Here is a 24,354-nt window from a genome sequence, read left to right as displayed (position 1 = left end):
CCTCGATGCCCAACTCAGCACGTGCCTCACGTACACCGATCGGCCCAGGCAGCATCAGGCCTGCCGCTCTTCTTTCGGCTGCTCGGCACCGGATTGGTCTTTCACCCATCGCCAGAACAGTCGATACCCGACCGCAAGCATCACGGGACCGATGAACAGGCCGATGACGCCGCCCGATACCATGCCGCCGAGCGCGCCGATCAACACGACAGGCATCGGCACGGCGACGCCGCGCCCAAGTAGCAATGGCTTGAGCACGTTGTCGACGAGTCCCGCGACGAACACGTAGACCGCGAAGATGATCGTCGTGGTACTGACACCCTCGGTGACGATGACAAAGACGATCACAGGCGCCGTGATCAGCGTGGCCGGCAACTGCATGACGCCGATCAGCAGCACGGCGAGCGCCAGCAGGCCCGCACCGGGAATGCCCATCATCACGAAGCCGATGCCAATCAACAACATCTGGATAAACGCGATCCCCACCACGCCTTGTGCCACAGCGCGAATCGTGGCCGTACAGAGCTCCGTGATCTGCGGGCCGGTCTCGGGACCGGAGATGCGCGCAGCGATCTGCGCCGCGCTTTTATGACCTGTCTCGCCGTGAGCCATCAGAATCCCCGCGACGATCAGCGCGACGAAAAAGATCAGCAGTCCCGCCGACAGGCCGGTGACCGTGGCGAGCAATGCAAGTCCGGCTTCCTTGAGCTGAGGTGCGAACCGGTGCGCGAGACCGGTGAGGTCCGTCGAGGCCTGTTGCCAGAAGTCGTGCACCTTCTGCCCCACCAGCGGCCAACTGGCAACCGAATCGGCCGGCGCAGGAATGCGAAAGCTGCCGCTCTTGATGACGGCCACCACACTCTCCAACGAGTCGGCCACCGCGACGCCCAACATATAGGTCGGCACGAGAATGACGGCAAACGCAACCAGAATGATCAGCGTGGCGATCAGACCGTCCTTGTTGGCAAGCGTACGCCTGAGTCTGACCTGGAGCGGATACAGCGTGATCGCGAGGACGAGAGCCCAGACCATGAGGTTGAGGAACGGGGCGAAGATCCGGAAACAGAAAACAGCCAGAACGGCAATAAGTCCGGCACGGATCAGAACATCGAGCAATTGCCTGGACAACACCCGTTCGGTAATCGGTGTGAGCAACATAACTTGTCTCCCGGCAGGTCGCCTCGATGATCTGCTGGCGACAATCCAGGGCACGCCCATAACCATGGTAGTCGGAACAGAACCATGCCACTGCACCCGTCTCTCTGAAAGATCGTCGATTCATCGCCAGCGAGCTGTTCATGCTGGGCGTGACGGATATCGCGACCGCTTCCGTGCGGGTAAATGCGCCGCCGGCTACGTCCGCGTGGCGGGCTGATCGACGACCGGGCCCGCGGCGCATTCGCACGCCCGAACGTCGTCCGCACCGGCGCGCGGCGCTCCGCCAGCCCCGCGCCCGTCACTACGGTTCAGGCAAGCTGGCGTATCTGGGGCAGGCCGCGTTTCACTTTCACAGATTCAGCCGTGTCACCTTGGCGCCGTTGAGCGAAGCGTCCGCCATCAGCCCGGTATTGGTCAACACGAGAGCCACGACCTGCGAGGAGGCCGATGTCGTGTCGATTGTGCCGTTCGCACCCACTTTCACGATTGACACCGCCACGTCGCCGCCAACCGACCACCCAGCCGCATTGCGGAACTTGTCGAGCGCGTCCCGCGTCATGAACATGATAATGACTGCCGTCGACTGGGCACCGGCCTGGAATCCAAATGAAGCAGCCGCTGTGCTGTAGTAGCCAGCTGTCGTGCCACCCACACGCAATGCGCCTTCGCCATACTCTGCCCCGGCAATGAAGGCCGCTTTCTTCACATCCGGGAACACAAGGATGCCTTGGGCTTTCGATGCGAGTTCGCGCGAGCCCTTGATCGTCGCGAAAAGCCGGCTCAACGTACCGTCAACACTCGCGTCGATCGCCTGGCGCTTCGATGCATCGGTTTCAGGGCTTTTGCCGCTGCCCGGCGTCACGGAGCAGCCCGCGAGCGTCAAACTCGCCGCGGCGCTGACAGCCGCTACTTTTAGTACAAAATTCCGTCTGTTCATCATCGACCTCCATTGTGTTTCCGAGGCAAATCCCCGGTGCGTGAGTCTCGCCGCTCCATCCTTCGATCCCGTTCGATCTGGCGCTCTGACAACCGGGCGCAACGCCAGGCCGTACGGGCCGACACTAGGTCCTCTCGCCTTACTTGCCGGCTCCCTTACCCGGACGGAGCAGCAGCACGAAGCAGGCGACGCCGAGCACCATCGCATACGCCCCGATATGAACAAGAGCCGGGCTCTCGTAAAGCAAGCCTCGGATCGACGACGCAATTCCACCCAGCGCTACGAATACAGCAATCACCGCCAGGACGATCCTGCTTTCTGCGCGCGCCATAGTGAACTCTCCCGGCTGCATCGTTTGCCATCCTCAGCATTTGGTGGGCGCCGCCGTTCCCGAGGGATGTGCGTGCAGCGTCGGCGGTGGAGCGTTTTCGCCATTTTTCTCGAGATATTTGCTGGCACTGGTGATGTCGCCGGCGAGTAGTTCCGCCACGTTGCGATTGATGTGCGGCCGCACCACAACCCGGTCAGGCGAAAGCACTACTGGATGCGATAGTGCTGTAACGTTGCAGCTAGCCATGCCATGGTAGCCCTCGTCTGCCGTTCACCCATTAACACCGATGTGCGAGCGGGTACATTGATAAAGGAATCGTGGTCGCCATCTTGATTGAGAAATATTCCCGTCTCTCAAATCTGTATCTCCTGCACTACAATGATTCCTCTCGCGATACGAAACAATAAGACCTTGGTCCCACAGACATACCCCTTCCTGGATTTTCGAATACTCCAGTTCTTTACGAGAATGGAGCGATGGGAAATGACAAAAAGAAGTCCCCCGGATATCGCCTGACGCACGGGAACGGCAGTCCGAATGAACGAATAGCGCGCTGGGCATCATCGCAATGGAGGACGAGTCCATTGATTGCGGTCTGGATCGGCTGTTCAGGCGAGACGCCGTGCAGGTGGATTTACCAGGACGAAAAGAAGCATCGGGTGCGGCTCGACTTCACCTCAGGTTCCTGCTTGTTCGGCATAGCAGTTGCCGACTTCGACGGCGAGTTCGTGACTTGGCAGTCGCACCCGTTTCATTGAATTGCCCCGCGGCGGGAAGATGAATACTGGAGAGCACTGTGGACGTCGCCCTCGGCGTGGCGACCCCGGTGCCGCTTCAGTTATGCGGGACGCTTCCGCCAGCCACTCATTGCCTCAGTATCTTCCAGAGGCCGTTGCCGTGCTTACAGACGGTGGGCATCCAGCTTTGCGTCTGGCCCTTTGCGATAGCCACGAGCGTCGTCGTCCGACAGGTTCGATCGCCCTTGTGCGAGGTATCGTGCGGAGTCACCGTGCCCTTGATGGATACGGGATTGCCGGTGCCCGCGTTGTTCCATTCCAACGTTTCACCATCCTTCTTTGTTTCAAGCGCGGTCTGCGCGGCGTCGTTAAGTGCTTTCCGGTCAGCTTCCCTCATGTAACTGATCGGCGTATCTTTCAGGAAGTTCAGGTTTCCAGCGTAGCCGACAGTCGCTCCGGCCAGCAGAGCCGCACCTATCAACCAGTGCGGTAGAACGTGTATCGCAACGCGAGATTGGGCGGGCATCGGTGTATCTCCCTCAATAGCGGATCCGGAAAGCAATAGCATTGCCCTCGGCGCTGGCACGACAAAAACAGCGATAGCGTCATGCAGATGCGCTGAGAGCCACGGCCTCGCGGCCTCATCCAACCGCTGCCTGCGCTATCCGTTGATGTGAGCGGCTGCATCGGTTCCGTCGGTCATACTTTTCGTGAATGGAATTCGTCGACGAGTCCGCGACCGGGTTGCGCCGATCGATGAGGCCGAGGCGATCTTCGAGACCCTCGGCGCGAAGCATATCTCGCGCGTCTCCGTGCGCGGCGACCACTTTCATCCCTATTGCGGCTGTCTGAAGTGCTTCATGCAACGTCTTGAGCATTCGCGCGCCCGCCAGATCGACAACGGGCGACGCGGACAGGTAAAGATCAGAAGTCTGACCGGCTCAGCGGTGGAGCGGATCTTCAGCCAGACCATCTCGCGCACGTGCCTCGCTGGTGAAATTGACCAATGAACTGAGACGCAGCAACCACGCAATGAGGCACATGCCAGCTATCAGCACGGCCGTTAGTGCGGCGATCGAGGCCCAGCGCGCCGAATCGCCAACCGCTATTGCAGCTTATAGGTGGGCCAGTGCGATACCAATCGGACCTTGGTCTTAGATCATCGATCTCAGAGACTGACGAGGCGCCGGACGGCAAAAATACGACCTTAGTCCGATTGCGCGCGGTATGACGGGAACGCAATGATAAAAGCCAACCTGCCGTTGTTGCACACACATCGCCCAGCGCGAGATCCCGGCAGAATTGCCATGACGGTGTCAGTTACCGGCTGCTCGCATTCAGGTGACCGGTGACCTGCATTAGCGTGGGCTCAAGCAAGGAGCTGCCGTGAATACGTTAACGAAGTACTGCGTTTTTGCCACTTTAGCCGCATTGATATCAGTTGACGTCGCCGCGCAGGGAAAGCCGATCGCTTATCCCGCCAAGGGTCAAAGCCAGCAAAAACAGCAGCAGGACGACGGAGCATGTTATTCATGGGCCAAGACTAACACCGGAGTCGATCCAACTGCCGTGGCCAACGCCCCGCCGCCGCCTTCTGGACCGGCAGTGGGCGGAGGCGAACGCGTTCAAGGCGCGGCGCGTGGCGCGGCTGGCGGAGCGGTGATCGGAGCCATAGCCGGTGACGCAGGAAAAGGCGCGGCGATCGGCGCCACGGCCGGAACGATGGTCGGCGGCTCGCGCGCCCGGCAAAACCGGCGCGCTGCGTCAGCATCGGCGCAGTCGCAGTCGCAAGGCGCCATGGACACCTTCAACCGTGCCTACGCTGCTTGCATGGAAGGTCGTGGCTACACGATCAAGTGAGCGGCATCGTAAGGGCAGCGCGACGCGCGTCCGTCATGAAGGAAAAGGCGGCCAATCAGGCCGCAAAACACGGTGCGCGTATGCGTCAAAGGACAGCAGCATGAGAGACAGCAAGCTCATCATCGTGGCGACGCTCGTGGCTCTCAGCAACACGGGGTTCGCACAGACGGAGCCACCCTCTGTGCCAGGTACCCGGCACGGTGCGTGAGAGGCCTGCCGTCAAATCAGCAACCGTCCGGCTTCCGTCAACATGCTGCGGACCGGCAGAAGGTTGCTACGCTGAAAGCGCACCATCGCGTAGGCGCGCATCGTCTCCGGACTCGCAGGCAAACGGGCTATCCGAAACTCTATTTCTTCTGCCGGGCGGACGCCCACTTCCTCCACGATGACGTTCAACCGGTCCAGCCGGAATGTCTTCTTCAAGATGTAGAAATGCGAGTCCGGTGACGACAGCACGCCGCAAATCACATCCAGTTCTCGCTCCAGCGCTTCGGTCTTCAGGCCGAGACTCGCCAGAGCCTGATTGTTCTCTTCGATGCGCGCCTGCAGGCGCATGGCTTCCGCTGGGTTGCACGACGCTTCGCTGCCCAGCAGCGAACGCACCCCGGCCCCCTGCCGTTCAAGAAGTGCAAGGCGTGTCCTGAGTAGCGCCCGCTCCTGTTCGAGCGAATCACGCCGTGACTCGTCCGCCTCGATTTTGCTGATTCCCTCGAGCGCAAGCTGGTCGACGACCCGCAGCACGATTTCCCGCCGGAGCGCTGCTTCCGACACACCGCAAACGCGCACCTGATGATCGCTAAAGCTGACCGTCGTCTGCACGACGTCGGTCCGGATCGTTGCCCCATGTTGCGCCACGCCGAGAATGCTCTTTTCCATGATGGCCATTCCGAGCACGGCGAAGGCTTCCTCCGCCTCAGGGTGATCGCGGAAGTAGGCGCGCACTGCCTCCGAGTGGCTAAAGAGCGCGCAAACATCATCAGGCGCGGCAAAAAAAGCGTGAATGTACGGATCCGTTGTCCAGGCAGCCGCGCTTGCTTCACACGCGGGGGGCATCTCTTCCGCGAGGCGCGTCAGATAATCGATCGCTTTGCGCACTGCGGGCGCCATACGCGCCTCGTAGTCACGCGCGAGACGCAATTGCGGACTGAGCCTGACGATCCGATCAACGATTTCCTTCGTCTGCTGGACATCGCCTTCTTCAGGTGTGCGTTTTCCGGTCAACCACGACAGCAGACCCATGTTCCGCTCCAGCCGATATCTATGATTCGTCACGCTCAGGAAGAAGCAGCGCGGTGATCGTGCGGTTCTTCCAGTACATGTTGTGGACACGCGTCTGCAGTTTTCGCAGCCCGTCGGCAGTCACATCGTTGAAGATCACCAACGCCGCCGGCCGCGAGCCCGCACCGGCTATACGGCGGATCTCACTGCACTGAGGAAATCCGTACCTTATCAAGAACTCGCTGATTTCCTCATCAGAGACGGTTTCTTCCACATTTCCAAGCAGCAGTTCAGCCATGATGGTCGCTCCTTGCCAGTTGCCCTAGGCCATGATGTTCAGTCCGCCGTCGATATACAACGTGGAGCCGGAGAGCCGTCGCGCATACGGCGTGGCCAGAAACGCGCAGGTGTAGCCCACGTCCATGATGTCGACCACTTCGCCCAGCGGCGCACGATGTACGGCCTCGTTGAGCAGCAACTCGAAATCCTTCAGGCCCGAAGCTGCGCGTGTCTTGAGCGGACCGGGAGAAATGGTATGCACCCGTATGCCCTTTGGCCCCAGCTCAAATGCCAGATATCGCGTACAGGCTTCGAGGGCCGCCTTGACCGGCCCCATCACGCTGTAGTTCGGCACGACTTTGTTCGCGCCGTAGTAGCTCATGGTCAGCATGGTTCCGCCGTCTTTCATTAACGGCGCGGCAAGGCGCGCCATGCGTACGAACGAATGGCAGGAAATGTCCATTGCGCTCAGGAAACCATCGCGCGAGGACTGCAGCAGTCCGCCGTGCAAGTCCTCTTGCGGCGCCCATGCAACGGCGTGAACGAGGATATCCAGATTCCCCCACACCTTCTCGACCTGCTCGAAGACGGCCTCCAGTTCGCCGTCATGCGTCACGTCGAGCGGCATGAAAATCTCTGCGTTGAGCGCCTGTGCAAGCGGTTCCACGTAAGGCCTGGCCTTGTCGTTCGCGTAGGTGAGCGCAAGACTGGCCCCGAGCTCATGAAATGCCTTTGCACAACCGTACGCAATCGAATGCTCGTTGGCGACGCCAGTGACCAGCGCTCTCGCCTCCTTCAGGATCAACCGCGGTTGTTCGATCGGCATGGTGGAACTCCTTCATAGAAAGCCTGCGATGGACAATGTTCGCGATGCTTGCGCGGGTTTCCGTGGTCCGCCAGTTAGCTTCACAACGCCGAAGCACTGGTAACAGACTGCGTATGCCGGGCGATCATGAGTTCCTCGTTGGTTGGAATGACCCACACCGATACCTTGCTCGAAGGACGGCTGATCAACGGGCCGCCGGCCTGATTGGCCGCGTCGTCCAGTTCGGCTCCTAGCCACGCCGCGTCAAGCACCACCCGTTCCCGAATCGCCGCCGCGTGCTCGCCGACGCCGGCCGTGAACACAAGGCCGTCGATACCCTGCATAGCCGCGGCAAGACTGCCGAGTTCGCGCCCAATCCGGTACGTGTAGACGTCGAGCGCAAAGCGCGCATGCGGATCGGTGCTCGCCAACAACGTGCGCATGTCGCTCGACACCCCCGACATGCCGAGCAGACCTGAGCGCTTGTATATCAGGTCTGCAATTTCCTGCGAATCCATCTTCAGTTCGTCGAGCAGATACAGGATGACGCCGGGGTCGAGGCTTCCGCAACGCGTGCCCATAGGCAGCCCATCCACGGCCGTGAATCCCATCGTGCTGGCAACGCTCTTTCCCGCGACCATTGCGCACATGCTGGCACCGTTGCCGAGATGCGCCACGACGATACGCCCGCCGGCAGCGGCGGGCGCGACCTCCGGCAGCACGCTGGCGATGTATTCGTACGATAGCCCGTGAAAACCGTACCGGCGCACACCCCGCTCCGCAATCGACGCAGGCAGTGCGTATGCCTTCGAGGTTTCCGTCTGCGTGTTGTGAAACATGGTGTCGAAGCAGGCAACTTGCGGAATCTCGGGGCGCAATTGCGCGATGATCCGAATCGGTTTGAGGTTGTGCGTCTGATGCAGCGGTGCAAGCGGGCTGAGGCATTCTAGTTCGTCGGTCACGTCGGGCGTCGCCATGACCGCCCTGGAAAACCGCTGGCCGCCGTGCACGACCCGATGACCGACCGCAATCAGGCGATGCCCCTCGCCATGGCTGCGCAGAAAACCTGCGAGATACTCGATTGCGCCAAGATGACCCAGTTGGTAGTCGGTGCCCCATTCCTCGGTATCCACCTCGCCGTCCCGACCCGTCGAGCAAAAGCGAGGGTTCGTGTACAGCGCTTCGAGCTGACCGTGCAGGACCAGGTCGAGGCGAGGCGTTTGCGCGTCGAATGCACTGAACTTCAGGCTGGACGAGCCCGCATTCAAGACCAGGATCACATCGGCCATATCGTCACCCGATTACCTTGCCGGCCTCGCGCCGCGCTTTCGCCACCAGCGCGGCAACCGCACACGACGCGAGACGCGTGGTGACGGAGTCGGCGCGGCTAGTCAGAATGATCGGTACGCGCGCACCGAGGACGATGCCCGCCGCATCCGCTCCCGCAAGAAAGGACAGGCTTTTCGCGAGCATATTGCCGGACTCGAGGTCCGGCACCATTAGCACGTTGGCCCGGCCGGCGACCGGTGAATCGATCTGCTTGATTCGCATGGCTTCGACGTTGATCGCGTTATCGAGCGCGAGCGGGCCGTCGACCAGCGCGCCGGTAATCTGGCGCCGGTCCACCATTTTGCAAAGCGCCGCCGCTTCGACCGTCGACGGGATTTTTGGATTGACCGATTCGGTTGCGGACAGGATCGCTACACGCACCTCGTCAAACAGCAACGCGTGTCCAAGATCGATTGCGTTCTGCAGAATATCGACCTTCTCCTCCAGCGTCGGCGCGATATTGATAGCGGCGTCGGTGATGATCAGCGCATGTTCGTACTCCGGCACGTCCATGACGAAACAGTGACTGATGCGTCGCGCGCTGCGCATGCCGGCATCGCGCCGGATCACCTCCGCCATCAACTCGTCTGTGTGCAGACTGCCTTTCATCAATGCCTCTGCCTTGCCTTCCCGAACGAGTTGCACCGCTGCGGCGGCCGCCGCATGGCTATGCGGCGCATCGACGATTGTAAATTCGGATATCTTGATGCCATGCTCCTCGGCGAGCGACTCGAGACGCGCGCGCGGTCCGACCAGCAGCGGCGCTATCAAGCCCATTCCGGCCGCCTCCACGGCGCCTGCGAGCGAGCTGTGGTCGCACGGATGCACGACTGCGGTCGGCAGTGGCGGCAAGTTCCTGCAGTACTCGATCAAGCGCTCATACTTCGCATGTCTGGGTTCCATCGACGTTTCCCTCGTGGTTCTGCATTGCAACACGGGTCATGTGCGAACCCGGTCGGACAAGGACCCCTGACGCTTGCGACCGACACGCGATACGAGCACGGCGCGGATGCGTTCGAGCGCCGCCAGTTGTTCGTCGTCGGGCGCCGAATTCAACACGCGTTCGTCCGCCATGAGCTTTCCAAGCAGTTCCAGGAAGCGCTCACGGTCCTCGACGCGGGTGAGCAACGTCGGCAGTGTCGTAATGGCCGCTTCGGGTTCGTAACGCGCGATGATCTCCTGGACACCTCGTATGCGCCGCCATTGGTCCGCACTGATGTCCGGCAGATAGTCCGCATAGATTTCAGCCAGTTCCTTGCGCATCTCCAGTCGCGCGAGCGGCAAAGACGCACCCTTGCGTGCGAGAAGGAACGCCGCGCGCGCCAGCGCCTCCGTGTAGCCGCCTTCGCTGATCGACTGCAACGCTGCCTGCACGAACGGCGTGTCGCGAGGACCGGTTGTGAGCGTTTCCACATTGGCGCCGTCGGGTGAACGATCGGCAAGAAACATTGAATACATGTTCGCGTAGATGCCGAAGAATCCGGCCTCGGTCGCCGCATCGCGCATCGCACGGTAGTAGTCGAGCGACGCGCCGATGATTTCCGATCCGGTCTCTTCAAGCTTGCGCCAAGGGTTGTCCGCGGCGGCCGGTTGGCGACTCTCTCTGACCGCCTGCGCGGCCGGATGCAACCATCCGAGCCAGGGATTCATTCCAGACAACGCCCAGCGCTGAAGCCGCAGTGGATGAAACTCGCGCAACATGCGGGCGCTCGTCTCGTTGGACATCGCCTGCACCACGGGTTGCCCGACAAGTTCGTAGACTCGCTGATTCAACTCCGACAGCGCGGCCACCGCCTCGAACGGCTTCTCGTCCACGCGCCCGAATCGGTTGAAATGCGCGGAGATGTCCTCGAGCCGGCATTCACGGAATTCGACTTCGTATTCCGTCTCGCCGGACCCGCCTTTGACTTCGTTGATCGACATGCCGTAGAGGCCCGGCGGAAACGTTTCGATCGTCTCCAGCACGGAAACGATCTGCTTATGCTCTTTCTTTGCGACCCTCCCGGAGACGAAGATGCCGAGATGGCCAATATCCTCGTGCATCAGGCCAACGATCACCTGCCCTCGCGACTTGATCTCTTCCGTGCTTTTGTAGAGGTCCACGACCCAGTTGAACGCTTGTTGAGGGGGCGTGATGTTATCGCCCATCGAGGCGAACAGCACGATCGGCGAACGGATCTTGCGCAGATCGAACGGCTCGCCGTGACCGCTGCTTACTCCCCCCGACCAGAGCTTGTTGCCGACGAACAGATTGCGCGTGATCCACTCGATCTCCTCGCGATTCATCAGGTAATAGCTTCCCCACCAACGCTCGAATTCCAGAAAACGCGCCGGCTCGGTATCGATATTCGCGAACAGGTGGTAATACTTTTCCCAGAACGTGTTGGCTGGGTTCAGATTCTCGAAGTTCTGCACCAGATGGGCGCCGTCGAATTTGCCGTTGCCCAGATCCGCCGCATACGATGCGAGCCACGAGCCCCCGAGAAGGCCGCCGGCGTAGCGCATCGGATTGTCGCCCTCGCCTTCGCTCCAGGCGCCGCTCCAGTACGACATCGGTGCGCCGTTGATGACGATGGGGCCGGTCTCGTCCGGATCGGAACTCGCAAGCATCATTGCCGCCCAGCCTCCCTGGCAGTTACCGATGACCGCCGGCTTTGGACTCTCCGGATGCAGCGAGCGAACCTTTCTTACGAACTGCTGTTCGGCGCTGCAAACGTCGAGCATCGTCTGGCCGGGCTCGGGATCGCGAAAGAACACCACGAAAAAAACAGGGTGTCCCGCGCGAAGCGCGACGCCGGCCTGCGAGTCGTCCTTGAAACCGCCGATACCGGGACCGTGTCCGGCACGTGGATCAATGATCAAATAGGGACGCTTCTTCACGTCGATATCCACGCCTGCGGGCGGACGAAGTTGCAGCAACGCATAGTTGACCGGTCGCTTGAACTTGCGACCGTCGAGCACGATGTCATACTCGAAATGCAGCACCGGCGTCGGATTACCGGCACTTCGTTCGACGAACTCGGTTCCGCGCTGGTATAGCGTGTCCCAGAAGAGAAGTGAGCGCTGTGCAACGTCGGTGACGTATTGCCACGTATGCAGTGGATCAAATGATGTCGGAATAGCACCCTGCGAGCGAATGTCCTCCTGATCGCGGCCAAGCGCATCGCCTAGTCGTTCACTCAAATTCTCCTGCGCGACCTGGGTACGCCTTTGCAGCACGCGGGAGATTTTCGCGGCAATGTCCTGACTGCGGGACAACTGCGTTCTTGCGTCCATTCGGCGACTCCTGAAAGGTGCACGAGGCGAGCACAGCCCCATGGCAACGACCGCGCGGTTCGCGCGCTCTTTTGCGCCGCCGCCAACATGCTTCCCGACAGTCGGGTTGTGCTCTTTTTCGCGCACGCAAACAGGTTTTGGCGCAACGGCGGAGCACTCGCCGCAGCCTTTGCCGCAATGCCACATGGGAGCGCGATTGCATCAAGCCGCACTATCCGATTTTTGTTTTCATGGTGTGGCGACTTCCGATATCTGCCAATCGGACCAAGGTCCTATTCCTCCGTCGGAGGGCGACAGGTAGGCTCGTTGCCTATGCTCTCTCATATACTTCAGGTGCGGGCGCGCGTTCATTTCCACGCGTGATCGCGAGCCCAGGGTCGACAATGAGACGTCGTCCATGCCGTTGGGCGCCAATCCAATACAGCGCACTCGGACTTCTGTTTTCAGTCACCGCCACGTGCGCTCAGGAACTCGAACCACGCACCTATTCTCCGTCGCCCATCGGCACCCATTTCCTGGTCGCAACCTGGGCCTATCTTTCAGGCGACGTGCTGACCGATTCTTCGTTACCGATCTCAGGCGTGCAGGCTCGGTTCAACATCTACTCGCTTGGTTATGTCTCGACTTTTAGCCTCGTGGGGCACACCGCATCGTTCGGAATCGCGGCGCCCTTTGCGCGCGGCAATGTCAGTGGAAATGTGATCGATGCACCGACGCAAGTGCATCGCGCCGGCCTTGGCGACATCCGGCTGCGCTTCGCCTTCAATCTTTTCGGTAATCCGCCTTTGCCCGTCGAGGCGTTCATCAGGCCACAGTCGACCACTTCGGTCGGCACGAGCCTCACGATAGTCGTGCCCAGCGGCCAGTACGTGGGCTCCCGGCTCGTGAATGTCGGCGCGAACCGGTACTCGTTCAAACCTGAAATAGGGGTATCTCAGCCTTTGGGCGACTGGTTTGTCGATGGGTCCGCGGGAGTGTGGTTCTTCACGAGCAACAATAACTTCTTCGGCGGCAATCAGCGCTCTCAAGCCCCCTTGATGGCGTTCCAATTGCACAGCGGCTATACCTTCCGCCCCGGACTCTGGATCGCAGCCGACTTCGGATACGCCGCTGGAGGCCGAACGTCGGTCAACGATGTGCCGGGTGAGGATCGCCAGGCCAACGTGCGTTACGGTGTCACCTTTTCCTTGCCGATCGCCCGAGGCTGGTCGACGAAGCTCGCGTATTCGCACGGTCTTGTCACACGCGCCGGGGGCAACTTCACGTCCATCGCCTTGACGCTGCAGTACCGCTGGTTCGACCGCTGAAGAGGCCGCGGCGCCTGCGAGTGCAACACGGCCTTGCCAATGGCACGTCGCGCCATTTGTCTTCGGCCAGATACGAGAGGACTCCACGGCATTGCCGGGTAGACACCGAGTGCCTGCTAGAGGCAAGTTGGTTATTACTTGATGTTTCCTGCAATTCGGGCAATCCGATCCCTGACGACACTGATCGCCTGTTTGAGCGCGTACACATCCTGAAAATAGCGCTGCGGTATCCGTATCTGACTGGCGTGTGCATCGATGTCCTCGATTTCATCGCGCCATTGCGTAATCTGCTCACGGGTCGGTTGCCTGTTTTTCCATATTTCATCTTCCAGCGCTTTGATTTCGCGGTACCAAACCGCGAGCCGTCTCTTGATCCGCCCCTCCACCATGCGCGGCAACGCCTGTAGCAAGCCGAGCATTATGGCTATGAACGGTACCAGGATCAGCAGACGCCTTTCGACAAAGCTGGCCAGCCAGAACGGAAGGTAGCGCTGCAGGAACGGACGACCGGATTTGAAGTAGCGCGTGCTTTCGTCCGAAATGGGAAATTCGTCGGTGTTCAGGTTGGGAAACGCGCCGTGCGGCGTAAAGTAATCTTCGGCGCCGTGCACGGTTCTGGCCGCGTCTAGCAGCAGGTAGACCAGTGCGGGATGCATGGTGTCTTTCGACACGAGCAGAGCGGTGGCGGCTAACAGGGTGATGTCGGCTTGCGGAAGGTCATCCACTATGCTGATCGAGGCGCGGGAAAAAACGATCTTGGAGAGAGACGGGAATTTTTGCACCAGCGCGTCGGCCTGGGCAAAACCCATCAGTTTCAGATTGCTGTTGAGTAGCGTGTGCTGCATCGGAGCGTCGGGCCTGCCTATAAAAAAAGCAGCATCCAGCTTGCCGTCTTCAAGGCCTTGATATGCCGTGACGGCATCCATTTGCATCAGCGAAGTATTGTCCCGAGTGACGCCGCTATAGGAGAGCAATACCTGGGCGACGTTGAGCAGCCCGCTGCCGGAGACGCCGATGGCGATCCTTTTGCCGCGCAGTTGCACGAGCCGGTTGACGGTGATGTCGCCACGATAGAACACCCAGATCGGTTCATACGAGACGGCAGCGATGGTCTGCAGATGATCGGTTTCTTTCGGGCTGGTGGTGCCTGATTGAATAAAACCCACCTCGTATTCGCTATCCGGATTCTTCAGCCGTTCATAGTTTTCGACCGAACCGGAAGAGCTGCGGATAACCAGAGTAATGCCGTCGCGTTTCAGGATGGGCGCATAGCGATCCGCAAAACCGCGATAGATGCCGTTGTCCGCCCCGGTTGTAATGACGATCGTGCGTTGGATGGCGGGCTTGATGAGCGTCGCAAGCCCCCAACCTAGCGCGGCCAACAGCAAGATTGCGCCAATGAACAGAAGCCGCCGGCGCCCGGGTGTCATGGGGGCTTTGCTGCTACGCTGAAGCACTGGGTTGTGCCTGGTCATTATTCGGCATCTCCCGTCTGGCCTGTTCCGCGCGAGGTGGACTCGGCGAGCCTCTGTGCGGAACCGTTGCCGGCAGTCGCGAATGACCCGGGGAGTTTGTCACCTGCAGGTGTCCGCCGTCAGCCATAGAGCGGCAGCAACAAAAACAACTTGATGACGATCGCATTCGCGATGTCGATAAAAAACGCCCCCACCATAGGTACTACCAGAAAGGCCAGATGGGAAGGACCGAACTGTCCTGTGATCGCCTGCATGTTGGCTATCGCGGTCGGTGTTGCCCCGAGGCCGAATCCACAGTGACCCGCTGCGAGCACTGCCGCGTCGTAGTTGCGCCCCATCACCCGAAACGTGACGACAATGGCGTAAGCCGCCATCGCGATCGCCTGCACCACCAGAATGACGAACAGCGGCAAAGCGAGCGATGCGAGATCCCCCAGCCGCAGGCTCATCAACGCTATAGCAAGAAAGAGACCGAGGCTAACGTTGCCGAGTACCGACACCGCGTCCTCGAACACGCGATACCAGCCGCGCACCGCGAGCCCGTTGCGCAGTACGACACCGACGAACAGGACGCACACGAACGCCGGCAACTCGAAAGCCGTACCGTTCAGCAATAACGCGATCGCCGAACCCACGGCAAGACAAACCGCAATCAGCGCGACGGTTTCGATGACGGCCTCCGCGGTGATCGGCCGTACCGTATTGGGCTCCTCGAAACCGGTCGAGGTTGCACCTTCCGTCTCCGGATTCGGGGCAAGCCGATAGCGGGTGATCAGAAAGCGCGCGACCGGCCCGCCGATCAATCCCCCGAGTATCAGACCGAAGGTGGCGCAGGCAATCGCAATTTCGGTCGCCGATGCGAGGCCGTGGCGCTCGGCAAACACCTTGGCCCATGCCGCACCCGTGCCGTGGCCACCCGATAGCGTGATGGACGCCCCAAGCAGGCCGAGCAAGCGCTCCTGGCCCAGTGCCCAGGCGAGTCCGATACCGAGCGCATCCTGCATCACGAGCAAGCCGACCACGACACCCAGAAACGCCATCAGCGAGCGCCCGCCCGCTTTCAGTCGCGCGAGGTCTGCATTCAGGCCGATGGTGGCGAAGAACGTCAGCATCAGCGGCACTTGAAGCGTGGTATCGAAACGGACGTCGATCTGCAGGGCGCGGTTCAACGCAAACACCAGCAGCGATACAAGCAGGCCGCCGACAACCGGTTCGGGGATGCTGTACGTACGCAGAAGTCTGACCCGGGCAAGAATCTGTCGTCCAAGGAGAAGAACGAGCGACGCGGCCATCAGCACTTCCAGCGTATCGAGGCTCACGGTCTTCTTCTCCAGTCCAGCGATCGATCAGTGACCCCGGAAACGGGGTATCCTGGTTTCAGCCGACGCGAACCTCGGCGACATATGACCGCTAATAGACCTCCGTTCTCCGTTCCGGCGTCAGTCGACGGTCGTCGGCGGACGGATGCCGGCCGCGATCGCGCGGCTCACGGTGGCAAGCGCCTTGCTCCAGGCCACTACCGCCGCTTCGTAGCCCGCGCCCGCGCAGGGCTCGCTCGCGATGGTCCGGCCGGTGATCGGCGGCGCTTTACCGGGTGGCAACACCGACCACAAGACATCGACAGTCACGGCATCGCCGAGCAAGGCGTCGAAGCGCTGGACGTCGATCCGCACTCGCCAGGCCGCCGCCACGTCGCCGCCTATCGGCAAAGTCGACACGCGAGGGCTGTTCAGCAGCTGCGAGAGATCGGCGACGAACACGCGCGGAATCTGGCTCTTCAGCGGCTCAGCCCAGCGGGCGAATTCGTCGATCGTCACATGGTTCGTGCCGGCGCGAACAACGATCTGCGGCCGGTCGACCAGTTCGGGCACGGTGACCGCGCCGATCACGACGATCATGGGCGGCCCATGATTGACGCTTTCGCGCGGCGCCTCCGCACTCAACGTGTAGAAGTCCGACTTGGGCGAGCTGGCACAACCGGCGAGCACGACCGTGGTCAGCGCAACGGCAAGGCATAGCGATAGGCGCTTCACTTTTTATCCTCCACCTTGCCGCGGATGAGTGCCTCCGGATGGCGTTCGAGATAGTCCGCCAGCGTGCGGAAAGCGGCCGCTGTGCGCGCCAGTTCGTTCATGGCGTCCGTCGTGTTCTGCGCCAGTGGGGAATCGGGCTGTAGCGTGCTGTTCGCGGAATTCAGCGTCGTCTGTGCAGCAGCGAGCGTGTCCCGTGCCTGAGGCACCACATCGGTCCGCAACTGCTTGAGAAGGCTATCGGCATCGGCCAGCGTCTTTTGCGCGCCCTTCCCGATCCCGCCAAATGGAATCTGGTTGAGCTTGGCGAGGAGACTCGTCACCGAATTCTGCATGGACTGCAGGCCGCCAGGTATGGTTGGTATCTCGGGCGGCGTGACGGTCCAATCGACCTTCGCCTTCGGCGCGTTCGGGAAAAAGTCGAGTGCAATATAGAGTTGCCCGGTCAGCAGGTTTCCGGTGCGCAATTGCGCACGTAAGCCATGGTCGACCAGCGTTTGCGCAAGTCGCTGAGGGTCGTCGGTGATCCTTCCTTTGCCTCCCTTCATATAGCGCGACGTGAAGCGCTCTGGAAAGAGACGTATCTCGACCGGGATGCTGAACTGTTTGGTAACGGGGTCAAACCGCGTATTGATCGCCGCGACTTCGCCGACCACGATACCGAAAAAATCGACCGGTGCGCCGACCACCAGCCCCCGCACCGACTCCCTGAAAACCAGCGCATAGGTATCGACGATCCGATCGTGCTGCTTCATCGCCTCGGCGCGATCGTGGTACAGCGCGAACTCGGCGTTCGGGGCGGCCTCGGCTCCATCGGCCGTTTGGTCCGGCGTCTGGAATGCGAGTCCGCCGATCAGGATGGCCACCAGCGATTCGGTGTTGACCTTGACGCCCGTCGTATCGAGCGACACGTCGATCCCGCTCGCCTGCCAGAAGCGCGTATCGGACCTCACGTATTTCTCGTAAGGGGCGTTGACGAAGACACGCATCGTCACGCCCTTCCCGTCCGGGTCCAACTGGTACGAAACGATCTGGCCGACCTGCAGCCGCCGGTAGAAAATGGGCGAACCGACATCGAGCGAACCCATGTCGGCGCCTTTCAGTACAAACTCTCGGCCCGGCACGCCGATAGCGAACACGGGCGGTGACTCCAGGCCTGTGTAATCGCGCCTCGGCTTCGTCGATGTGCCCACGTCCATGCCGACGAACGAGCCCGACAGCAGCGTGCCGATGCCGGATACGGTGCCGCCGGAAATGCGTGGACGCACGACCCAGAACCGCGTGTCGTCCACCAGCAGGTTGGTGGCATCTTTGGACAGTTCGGCCGTGGCGATCACGCGGCGGTGATCGCCCGACAGCGTGACACTCTTGACCACACCGATGTCGACGTTCTTGAACTTGATCTTGGTCTTGCCCGCTTCGAGCCCCTCGCCGGTCTCGAAGCTGATCGTCACCGCCGGGCCCTGCTCCATGATCGCCTTCACCGCCAGCCATCCGCCGATGAGCACTGCGATCAGCGGCACCAGCCACACGATCTGCATCCGCCAGCGCGAGCGCGGAGTGGCAATAGCTTCAGGAACGTCCGGCGACCCTGGTTGACCGGGAGGTTTAGCCATGATCGTGCTCCGTTGCGTCCCAGATCAGGCGCGGATCGAATGACATGGCGGCGAACATCGTCAGCACGACTACCGCGCCGAAAGCCACGGCGGCCGGACCTGCCTGGATGGTCGCGAGTGCATTGAACTGGACGAGTGCGACGAGAATCGTGATCACATAGATATCGAGCATCGACCAGCGCCCGACCAGTTCCACCACGCGGTAGACGCGCGTCCTCTGCTGCAGCATCGCGAGCGAGCGCCGCTGCGTCGAGATAACGAGGAACATGATCGCGATGATCTTGAGCATCGGGACGGCGATGCTCGCAATGAACACGATGATGGCTAAAGGCCAGGAGCCGGATGTCCAGAGGTACACCACGCCGCTCATAATCGTGTCTTTCGCCGAGCCGAACAGCGAACTGGTGTTCATCACGGGCAGCATGTTCGCCGGGATGTACAGCACCATCGCCGCGATCAGGAACGCCCAGGTGCGCGCGATGCTCGCCGGTTTGCGTTCGTGAAGATGCGCGCCGCAGCGCGGACAGCTCGCGTCGTGGACGTGTGGCGCCGCTTTTGTCAGCAACCCGCAATCGTGACAGGTCATCAGGCCGCTGGCCATTGCCGTGCGTGCGGCCGGTTCGGCGAGTTCTTCCGGGCCCGGCGCGGCGCGGTAGTGGCCGCCTATTCGCTGCCAGAGATCGTGCGGATCGAACGCGGCACTGGCCGCCGCGAGTATCAGCATCAACGCACCGAAGGTCCAGAGCGCGACGCCCGGCACGACGCTGGCGATATGCGCCAGCTTGACCAGCGCGACCAGCATCCCGAGAATCAGGACCTCCGTCATGCCCCACGGCCGCGCCAGATGCAGCACGCGAAACACGATGTCGGGCCGGTATGGCAGGCGCCGACGCCACAGCGGAAACAGCAGATACGCCATCGCGGACATCTGCATGAGCGGCATGAGGAATGTCGTCACGAACACCAGCCCCGCGATGGGCCACATGCCGTCCCTGTACAGCACGCGCACCGCGCCCAGCAAGGTGGTCTCGACAAGATCGCCATTCACCGACAGCCCGACGATCGGAAACGCATTGCCGATCACGAACAGCACGATCGCCGTGACTGTGAAAGCGAGCGCACGATCGAGACTGTCCGGATGGTTACGGTACAGCTCCGCACCGCAACGGCAGCAGCGCAGCACGCTCTCGCCCGTCAACGGCGCTTCCCGTTGCAGCAGGTCGCATTCGTGGCAGGCAATGAGGCGCTCGGCGGTCATTGCGCTTGCTCCGTAGCGGGCTGCCCGGTCGTGGGCGCAGCGGGCCCGTGCTGCATGACCTGCCCCGTCATGCGCTCGGCTTCGACAACCCAGCCACCGCCCATTGCCTTATACAAACCGATCAGCGAACTGAACACGAGTCCGTTGGTTTGCGTGTAGCTCAGTTGCGCGTTAAAGAGGCTACGCTCGGCATCGAGTACCTCGATGTAGCTCGTATAGCCGCCTTCATAGCGCAAGCGCGCAAGCCGTGAATAGGTTCGCAACGCTTCGACCTGACGGCCCTGCACCACGAGTTGCTCGCGCGACTTCTGCAGTGCGATCAGTGAGTCGTCGACTTCCTGGAAGGCCACCTGGATCGACTGCTGGTACTGGAACAGCGCCTGTTGCTGTTGCGCTTCCGCCTGGCTCACCTGGCCGCTGATGCTGCCCGCGGTAAAGATCGGCACGGTCAGCGAGCCTGCGTACGACCAGATCCGTGCCGGCCCGGTGAACAGTTTCGAGAACTGGCCGCTCGCCGTTCCGAACAGGCCCGTCAGTGAAATGGACGGAAAGTAAAGCGCGCGCGCGGCGCCGATCAATGCGTTTGCGGCGATAAGGTTCTGCTCGGCCTGACGCAGATCGGGACGACGCTGAAGCAGATCGGAAGGCAGGCCTGCCGGCACCGGCGGCACCTCGAGCTCCGTGAGTTCGCGGCCACGCAGAATCGGACCGGGATTGCGACCGAGCAGCACGGACAACGCGTCTTCCTGCTGGGCGATTTGCGTCTCGATCTGCGGGATTGTCGCGAGAGAGGCTTCGTATTCCGACTCGCTCTGTGCTAGTTCCATCTGCGACACGTCGCCGCCTGAAAACCGTGCCTGAAATACTTTCACCGAGCCGGCACGGCTTTCGGTCGTTGCCTTCGCGATCGAGAGTTGCTGGTCGAGGTCGCGCAAATTGATGTACGACGAGGCCACCGACGCCACCAGCGACAGGATCGTTGCGCGCCGGCCTTCTTCAGTTGCCAGCAGGCTTGCTCGCGCGGACTCGGTCTGACGTCTCACCTTGCCGAAGAAATCGATCTCCCATGCGGCCGACAGCGGCGCCTGAAATTCGTTGAATACGGGGTTGACGCCGGGTGGCAGCGTCGGCAGCCCAGCAATCGATGAGCGTTGACGCGATGCTTCAAAGCCCGCGTTGACCTGCGGAAACAGGGCCGAGCGCGTCGTTACGAACTGGCCAAGAAACTGGTCGACGCGCGCCGCAGCGATTTTCACGTCCTTGTTGTCGGCCAGCGCGGCGGCAATCAGATCATTCAGCACGGGATCCCCGAATTGCTCCCACCACATCGCGTTGGCAACTTCGGCCGCCTCGCTTCCTTCGAAGCGGAACGTCGCCGGCGTAGGCACCGTGGGTCGCACGTAGTCGGGGCCGAGCAGACAACCGCCCAGGCCGAGACTCAGCCCCGCAAGCAGCAGGGCTGGCACCAAACGCATGATGAACGCGGAGCCGCGCATGTCAGTCGTCCTCGCGCCGGGCAGAGGGTTTAGCGGTCGGAGCGCCCGAGCCAGGCGGCGCGATAGGCGGCGTGCCGTCGCCCGCTGCTCCGCCGCTCGGATCTTTCTTCTTGCTGCTCCGTTCCGACATCGTTTCAAGCACGTAGAAGAACATCGGAATGAAGAACACGGCGATCACCGTCGCGCCGAGCATGCCGCCGATCACGCCCGTGCCGATCGAATGCCGGCTGTTGGCCGACGCGCCCGTGGCAATGGCCAGCGGCACGCAGCCGAGAATGAACGCGAGCGACGTCATCACGATCGGCCGCAACCGTTCGGTCGCCGCCGTGACGGCGGAGTCGTACACCGACTCGCCGCCTTCGCGGTTCAGCACCGCGAACTCGAAGATCAGGATCGCGTTCTTCGCCGCGAGTGCGACCAGCATCGTCAGGCCGATCTGGAAGTACACATCGTTTTCGAGGCCGCGCAACAGGATGGCCAGCAGCGCGCCGAAGAGCGCGAACGGCACCGCCATCAATACGCCGAACGGCAGGCTCCATTTCTCGTATTGCGCCGCGAGAATCAGGAACACCATGATGAGACCGAACACGAACACGAGGCTCGACGTGCCCCCCGCCTGCTTCGCCTCGTATGCCTCACCGCTCCAGCCGATACCGTAATCCGACGTCGTCACTTCACCCGCGACCTCTTCCAGCGTGGAGATGACCTGCCCCGAGCTGTAGCCCGGCGCGCCGTTGGCCGTAATCTTGACAGCGGGAAAGTTGTTGAAGCGCGTGATGAGATCGGGGCCCGTCACGTACTGGGAGGTCACGACAGCCTTGAGCGGCACCATGCTGTTGGTCTTGCTGCGCACGTAGATCTGGTTCAGATCCTGCGGCGTCAAGCGGTACGCCGGTTCAGCCTGGAGGATGACCTGCCACAGGCGGCTCGACCGGTTGAACTGCGAGACGTATAGCGAGCCGAACATGGTCTGCATCGCGCTATACACTTCTTCGACCGGAACGCCGAGCGTTTCTGACTTGTCCCGGTCGACGTTGACGAGCAATTGCTGCGACGACGCATTGAAGGTCGATGTCACGCGCGCCAGTTCGGGGCGTTTCTTTGCCTTCTCCAGAAATTTGTCCACCACGTCCGCGAGCTGCGCGATCGTGCCGTCGCCCTTGCTCTGAATCCACATCTCGGTGCCGCCCGTCGTGCCGAGCCCCGGTATCGACGGCGGATTGACCGGCAGGATGATGCCCTCCTTTATTTTCGACAGGTTCTCGTACGCGCCGATCAGCACCGCCCGTGCGTTCTGCGTGCGGATGTTGGCCCATTTGTAGCGTTCGTCGAAACTCTTGAAGCCGATGAAGAAGGTACTCGCGTTGTTCTTGTTCTGGCTGTCGAGCAGGCTGTAACCATCGACGATCGTCACGCTCCCCACGGCATCCTGCTTCATGAAGTAGTCGGTGACGTGCTGCGATACGTCGCCCGTGCGATCGAGGCTTGCTGCGTCCGGCATGATGATCGCGCCGAGCAGATAGCCCTGGTCTTCCGGCGGCAGAAACGAAGTCGGTATCGAACGCATCATGACGACCGCGAGCGCGATCATCCCCCCAAACAGCAACAGTGCCACGACGAACCGCTTGATGACCAGCTTGACCGCACGCGTATAGCTGTTCGTCATCCTTTCGAAGTTCCTGTCGAACCACTTGAAGAAGCCGCGCTTTTCGTGATGGCCGGGCTTGAGCAGCAATGCGGCCAGCGCCGGCGACAGCGTCAGTGCAACCAGGCCCGAGAACACCACCGAGATCGCAATCGTGATCGCGAACTGCTTGTACAGCTGGCCCGTGATGCCGCCGAGGAATGCCACCGGCACGAACACCGCGCACAGCACCAGCACGATAGCAATGACCGGGCCGGAGACTTCGTCCATTGCCCGCTTGGCGGCGTCTTTTGGACTCAGCTTGTGCACGTTCATGTTGCGCTCGACGTTCTCGATCACGACAATCGCGTCGTCCACGACGATGCCGATTGCGAGCACCATGCCGAACAGCGTCAGCATGTTGATCGAGAAACCGAGCGCCAGCATCCCCATGAAGGTGCCGACAATCGATACGGGAACCGCCAGCACCGGAATCAGCGTCGCACGCAGGCTCTGCAGGAACGCGAACACGACGATCACGACCAGCACCAGTGCTTCGAAAAAGGTATGCACGACATCCGAAATGGATGCGCGGGTGAACTCGGTTGTGTCCATCGCGACGCTGTATTCGAGCCCCTCCGGAAACGTCTTCTTCATCTCGGCGAGCGTCGCGCGCACCTGTTTCGACACGTCAAGCGCGTTCGCGCCAGGTTGCTGGTACACGGCCATGACTGTCGCCGGTTTGCCCTGATAGCGGCTGCGGATCGAATAGTCCTTCTGCCCGAGCGCCGCGCGGCCGATGTCCTTCAGGCGCACGATCGCCGCGCCGCCGCTGGCCGCGCGAATGATGATGTTTTCGAACTCGGCGGGGTCGGCGAGCCGGCCCGTGGTCGTGACCGCGAACGACTGTTCAACGGGCGAGCCCGTCGGCGACTGCCCAAGGCGGCCGACAGCAAACTGCTGGTTCTGGTTGGCGACGGCTTTCTGCACGTCGCCGGCCGTGATGCCCAGTTGCGCCATGCGATCGGGCTTCAGCCATATTCGCATCGCGTAGTCGGGCGTGCCGAAGATGGCCGACTGATTGGCGCCGGGAATGCGTTTCAACGCATCGAGCACGTAAATGTTGGCGTAGTTGGCGATGTAGGTCGCGTCGTAGCGCTCGCTCGGCGAATAGATCGCGATCACCATCATGAACGCCGACGACTTCTTCTGTACCTGGATGCCTTGCGCCTGCACCGATTGCGGCAACTGCGGCAACGCGAGGTTCACACGGTTTTGCACATCGACCTGCGCGAGTTCCGGGTTGGTGCCGATCTGGAAGTACGCATTGACGGTCAGGTTGCCGGTCGATGAGCTCGACGAGCTCATGTAGATCATGTTGTCCGCGCCGTTCACCTGCTGCTCGATCGGCGCGGCCACATTGTTGGCGACCACGTCGGCGCTCGCACCTGGATAGGTCGCGGAGATCGTGATCTGCGGCGGCGTGATGTCCGGGTACTGCGCGATCGGCAGATTGACCATCGCGACGGCGCCACCAAGCGTGATGACAATCGATATCACCGACGCAAAGATCGGACGGTCGATGCAGAAGTGGGACAGGTTCATATCGCTCGCCCGT

The 24,354-nt window shown here is 61.3% G+C and carries 20 protein-coding genes; 2 read left to right on the top strand and 18 right to left on the bottom strand.

Features of this window, described 5'->3' with window-relative positions; all coding sequences use genetic code 11:
* Positions 1 to 54 precede the first annotated feature (54 nt).
* The 5 genes from B0G74_RS41570 to B0G74_RS47740 all read right to left on the bottom strand — a co-directional run bounded on the left by B0G74_RS41570 (position 55) and on the right by B0G74_RS47740 (position 4,041).
* Positions 55 to 1,158 carry an AI-2E family transporter gene (locus B0G74_RS41570; protein WP_132383163.1) on the bottom strand — a complete coding sequence of 368 codons (1,104 nt, stop codon included), beginning with the start codon at positions 1,156 to 1,158 and terminating at the stop codon, positions 55 to 57.
* A 349-nt stretch (positions 1,159 to 1,507) separates the two neighbouring features.
* On the bottom strand, positions 1,508 to 2,095 hold the full coding sequence (locus B0G74_RS41565; RefSeq protein WP_132383161.1) for a YSC84-related protein: 588 nt from the start codon (positions 2,093 to 2,095) through the stop codon (positions 1,508 to 1,510).
* 139 nt (positions 2,096 to 2,234) lie between these two features.
* Positions 2,235 to 2,426 carry a DUF2964 family protein gene (locus B0G74_RS41560; RefSeq protein WP_132383159.1) on the bottom strand — a complete coding sequence of 64 codons (192 nt, stop codon included), beginning with the start codon at positions 2,424 to 2,426 and terminating at the stop codon, positions 2,235 to 2,237.
* 864 nt (positions 2,427 to 3,290) lie between these two features.
* Positions 3,291 to 3,689, bottom strand: coding sequence for an RT0821/Lpp0805 family surface protein (locus tag B0G74_RS41550; RefSeq protein WP_132383157.1), 399 nt, complete (start codon positions 3,687 to 3,689; stop codon positions 3,291 to 3,293).
* A gap of 115 nt (positions 3,690 to 3,804) precedes the next feature.
* Positions 3,805 to 4,041, bottom strand: coding sequence for a hypothetical protein (locus B0G74_RS47740; RefSeq protein ID WP_342960744.1), 237 nt, complete (start codon positions 4,039 to 4,041; stop codon positions 3,805 to 3,807).
* 508 nt (positions 4,042 to 4,549) lie between these two features.
* Between B0G74_RS47740 and B0G74_RS41540 the strand changes: the two genes are divergently transcribed.
* A complete protein-coding gene (locus B0G74_RS41540) occupies positions 4,550 to 5,023 on the top strand; it encodes a glycine zipper family protein (protein WP_132383155.1) in 474 nt (157 codons plus the stop codon).
* Between the two features lie 219 nt (positions 5,024 to 5,242).
* Here the strand turns inward: B0G74_RS41540 and B0G74_RS41535 are convergent, their stop codons facing one another.
* The 6 genes from B0G74_RS41535 to B0G74_RS41510 all read right to left on the bottom strand — a co-directional run bounded on the left by B0G74_RS41535 (position 5,243) and on the right by B0G74_RS41510 (position 11,930).
* Positions 5,243 to 6,130: a hypothetical protein gene (locus B0G74_RS41535; protein ID WP_243658550.1), complete on the bottom strand. Its 888-nt coding sequence runs from the start codon at positions 6,128 to 6,130 to the stop codon at positions 5,243 to 5,245.
* A 151-nt stretch (positions 6,131 to 6,281) separates the two neighbouring features.
* Positions 6,282 to 6,539 carry an RNA-binding protein gene (locus B0G74_RS41530; RefSeq protein ID WP_132383151.1) on the bottom strand — a complete coding sequence of 86 codons (258 nt, stop codon included), beginning with the start codon at positions 6,537 to 6,539 and terminating at the stop codon, positions 6,282 to 6,284.
* 24 nt (positions 6,540 to 6,563) lie between these two features.
* The gene (gene fabI / locus B0G74_RS41525; protein WP_132383149.1) at positions 6,564 to 7,346 is read right to left on the bottom strand and encodes an enoyl-ACP reductase FabI; all 783 of its coding nucleotides are present in this window, start codon (positions 7,344 to 7,346) and stop codon (positions 6,564 to 6,566) included.
* 80 nt (positions 7,347 to 7,426) lie between these two features.
* Positions 7,427 to 8,614: an acetate/propionate family kinase gene (locus B0G74_RS41520; RefSeq protein ID WP_132383147.1), complete on the bottom strand. Its 1,188-nt coding sequence runs from the start codon at positions 8,612 to 8,614 to the stop codon at positions 7,427 to 7,429.
* A gap of 4 nt (positions 8,615 to 8,618) precedes the next feature.
* On the bottom strand, positions 8,619 to 9,587 hold the full coding sequence (locus tag B0G74_RS41515) for a phosphate acetyltransferase (protein WP_279388646.1): 969 nt from the start codon (positions 9,585 to 9,587) through the stop codon (positions 8,619 to 8,621).
* A 6-nt stretch (positions 9,588 to 9,593) separates the two neighbouring features.
* Entirely contained in the window at positions 9,594 to 11,930 is a 2,337-nt protein-coding gene (locus tag B0G74_RS41510; protein WP_132383144.1) for a DUF3141 domain-containing protein, read from the bottom strand.
* 383 nt (positions 11,931 to 12,313) lie between these two features.
* Here B0G74_RS41510 and B0G74_RS41505 point away from each other — a divergent pair, with 383 nt between their 5' ends.
* Positions 12,314 to 13,237 (top strand): transporter, encoded by a 924-nt coding sequence (locus B0G74_RS41505; RefSeq protein ID WP_243658549.1) that lies wholly within the window; start codon positions 12,314 to 12,316, stop codon positions 13,235 to 13,237.
* Positions 13,238 to 13,371: 134 nt separating this feature from the next.
* On the opposite strand, the gene B0G74_RS41500 is transcribed toward B0G74_RS41505, so the two are convergent.
* The 7 genes from B0G74_RS41500 to B0G74_RS41470 all read right to left on the bottom strand — a co-directional run bounded on the left by B0G74_RS41500 (position 13,372) and on the right by B0G74_RS41470 (position 24,341).
* A complete protein-coding gene (locus B0G74_RS41500; RefSeq protein ID WP_207915795.1) occupies positions 13,372 to 14,667 on the bottom strand; it encodes a TAXI family TRAP transporter solute-binding subunit in 1,296 nt (431 codons plus the stop codon).
* A gap of 164 nt (positions 14,668 to 14,831) precedes the next feature.
* A complete protein-coding gene (gene gltS, locus B0G74_RS41495; protein WP_132383140.1) occupies positions 14,832 to 16,031 on the bottom strand; it encodes a sodium/glutamate symporter in 1,200 nt (399 codons plus the stop codon).
* 120 nt (positions 16,032 to 16,151) lie between these two features.
* Complete coding sequence (locus tag B0G74_RS41490) at positions 16,152 to 16,745, bottom strand: PqiC family protein (RefSeq protein ID WP_132383138.1); 594 nt, start codon at positions 16,743 to 16,745, stop codon at positions 16,152 to 16,154.
* Positions 16,742 to 18,358: an MlaD family protein gene (locus tag B0G74_RS41485; protein ID WP_132383136.1), complete on the bottom strand. Its 1,617-nt coding sequence runs from the start codon at positions 18,356 to 18,358 to the stop codon at positions 16,742 to 16,744. Before B0G74_RS41485 ends, B0G74_RS41490 begins: the two co-directional genes overlap by 4 nt.
* Entirely contained in the window at positions 18,351 to 19,616 is a 1,266-nt protein-coding gene (locus B0G74_RS41480; protein WP_132383134.1) for a paraquat-inducible protein A, read from the bottom strand. Before B0G74_RS41480 ends, B0G74_RS41485 begins: the two co-directional genes overlap by 8 nt.
* On the bottom strand, positions 19,613 to 21,112 hold the full coding sequence (locus tag B0G74_RS41475) for an efflux transporter outer membrane subunit (RefSeq protein ID WP_132383132.1): 1,500 nt from the start codon (positions 21,110 to 21,112) through the stop codon (positions 19,613 to 19,615). The genes B0G74_RS41480 and B0G74_RS41475 overlap by 4 nt, the downstream gene beginning before the upstream one ends.
* Position 21,113: 1 nt before the next feature.
* Positions 21,114 to 24,341, bottom strand: coding sequence for a multidrug efflux RND transporter permease subunit (locus B0G74_RS41470; protein WP_132383131.1), 3,228 nt, complete (start codon positions 24,339 to 24,341; stop codon positions 21,114 to 21,116).
* Positions 24,342 to 24,354: the final 13 nt, after the last annotated feature.

Source organism: Paraburkholderia sp. BL9I2N2 (genome assembly GCF_004339745.1).
Classification (GTDB): domain Bacteria; phylum Pseudomonadota; class Gammaproteobacteria; order Burkholderiales; family Burkholderiaceae; genus Paraburkholderia.
The sequence above is the reverse complement of the archived record's forward strand: the minus strand, read 5'-3'. Positions and strand labels throughout refer to the sequence as shown.

Bases quoted from the DNA above. Each gene is read 5' to 3' on its own strand.
- B0G74_RS41560 (WP_132383159.1), bottom strand. From the start codon at position 2,426: ATGGCGCGCGCAGAAAGCAGGATCGTCCTGGCGGTGATTGCTGTATTC.
- fabI (WP_132383149.1), bottom strand. From the start codon at position 7,346: ATGCCGATCGAACAACCGCGGTTGATCCTGAAGGAGGCGAGAGCGCTG.
- B0G74_RS41470 (WP_132383131.1), bottom strand. From the start codon at position 24,341: ATGAACCTGTCCCACTTCTGCATCGACCGTCCGATCTTTGCGTCGGTG.
- B0G74_RS41530 (WP_132383151.1), bottom strand. From the start codon at position 6,539: ATGGCTGAACTGCTGCTTGGAAATGTGGAAGAAACCGTCTCTGATGAG.
- B0G74_RS41500 (WP_207915795.1), bottom strand. From the start codon at position 14,667: ATGACACCCGGGCGCCGGCGGCTTCTGTTCATTGGCGCAATCTTGCTG.
- B0G74_RS41535 (WP_243658550.1), bottom strand. From the start codon at position 6,130: ATGGCGCCCGCAGTGCGCAAAGCGATCGATTATCTGACGCGCCTCGCG.
- B0G74_RS41520 (WP_132383147.1), bottom strand. From the start codon at position 8,614: ATGGCCGATGTGATCCTGGTCTTGAATGCGGGCTCGTCCAGCCTGAAG.
- B0G74_RS47740 (WP_342960744.1), bottom strand. From the start codon at position 4,041: ATGCTCAAGACGTTGCATGAAGCACTTCAGACAGCCGCAATAGGGATG.
- B0G74_RS41480 (WP_132383134.1), bottom strand. From the start codon at position 19,616: ATGACCGCCGAGCGCCTCATTGCCTGCCACGAATGCGACCTGCTGCAA.
- B0G74_RS41510 (WP_132383144.1), bottom strand. From the start codon at position 11,930: ATGGACGCAAGAACGCAGTTGTCCCGCAGTCAGGACATTGCCGCGAAA.
- B0G74_RS41565 (WP_132383161.1), bottom strand. From the start codon at position 2,095: ATGAACAGACGGAATTTTGTACTAAAAGTAGCGGCTGTCAGCGCCGCG.
- B0G74_RS41505 (WP_243658549.1), top strand. From the start codon at position 12,314: ATGAGACGTCGTCCATGCCGTTGGGCGCCAATCCAATACAGCGCACTC.
- B0G74_RS41485 (WP_132383136.1), bottom strand. From the start codon at position 18,358: ATGGCTAAACCTCCCGGTCAACCAGGGTCGCCGGACGTTCCTGAAGCT.
- B0G74_RS41550 (WP_132383157.1), bottom strand. From the start codon at position 3,689: ATGCCCGCCCAATCTCGCGTTGCGATACACGTTCTACCGCACTGGTTG.
- B0G74_RS41475 (WP_132383132.1), bottom strand. From the start codon at position 21,112: ATGCGCGGCTCCGCGTTCATCATGCGTTTGGTGCCAGCCCTGCTGCTT.
- B0G74_RS41570 (WP_132383163.1), bottom strand. From the start codon at position 1,158: ATGTTGCTCACACCGATTACCGAACGGGTGTTGTCCAGGCAATTGCTC.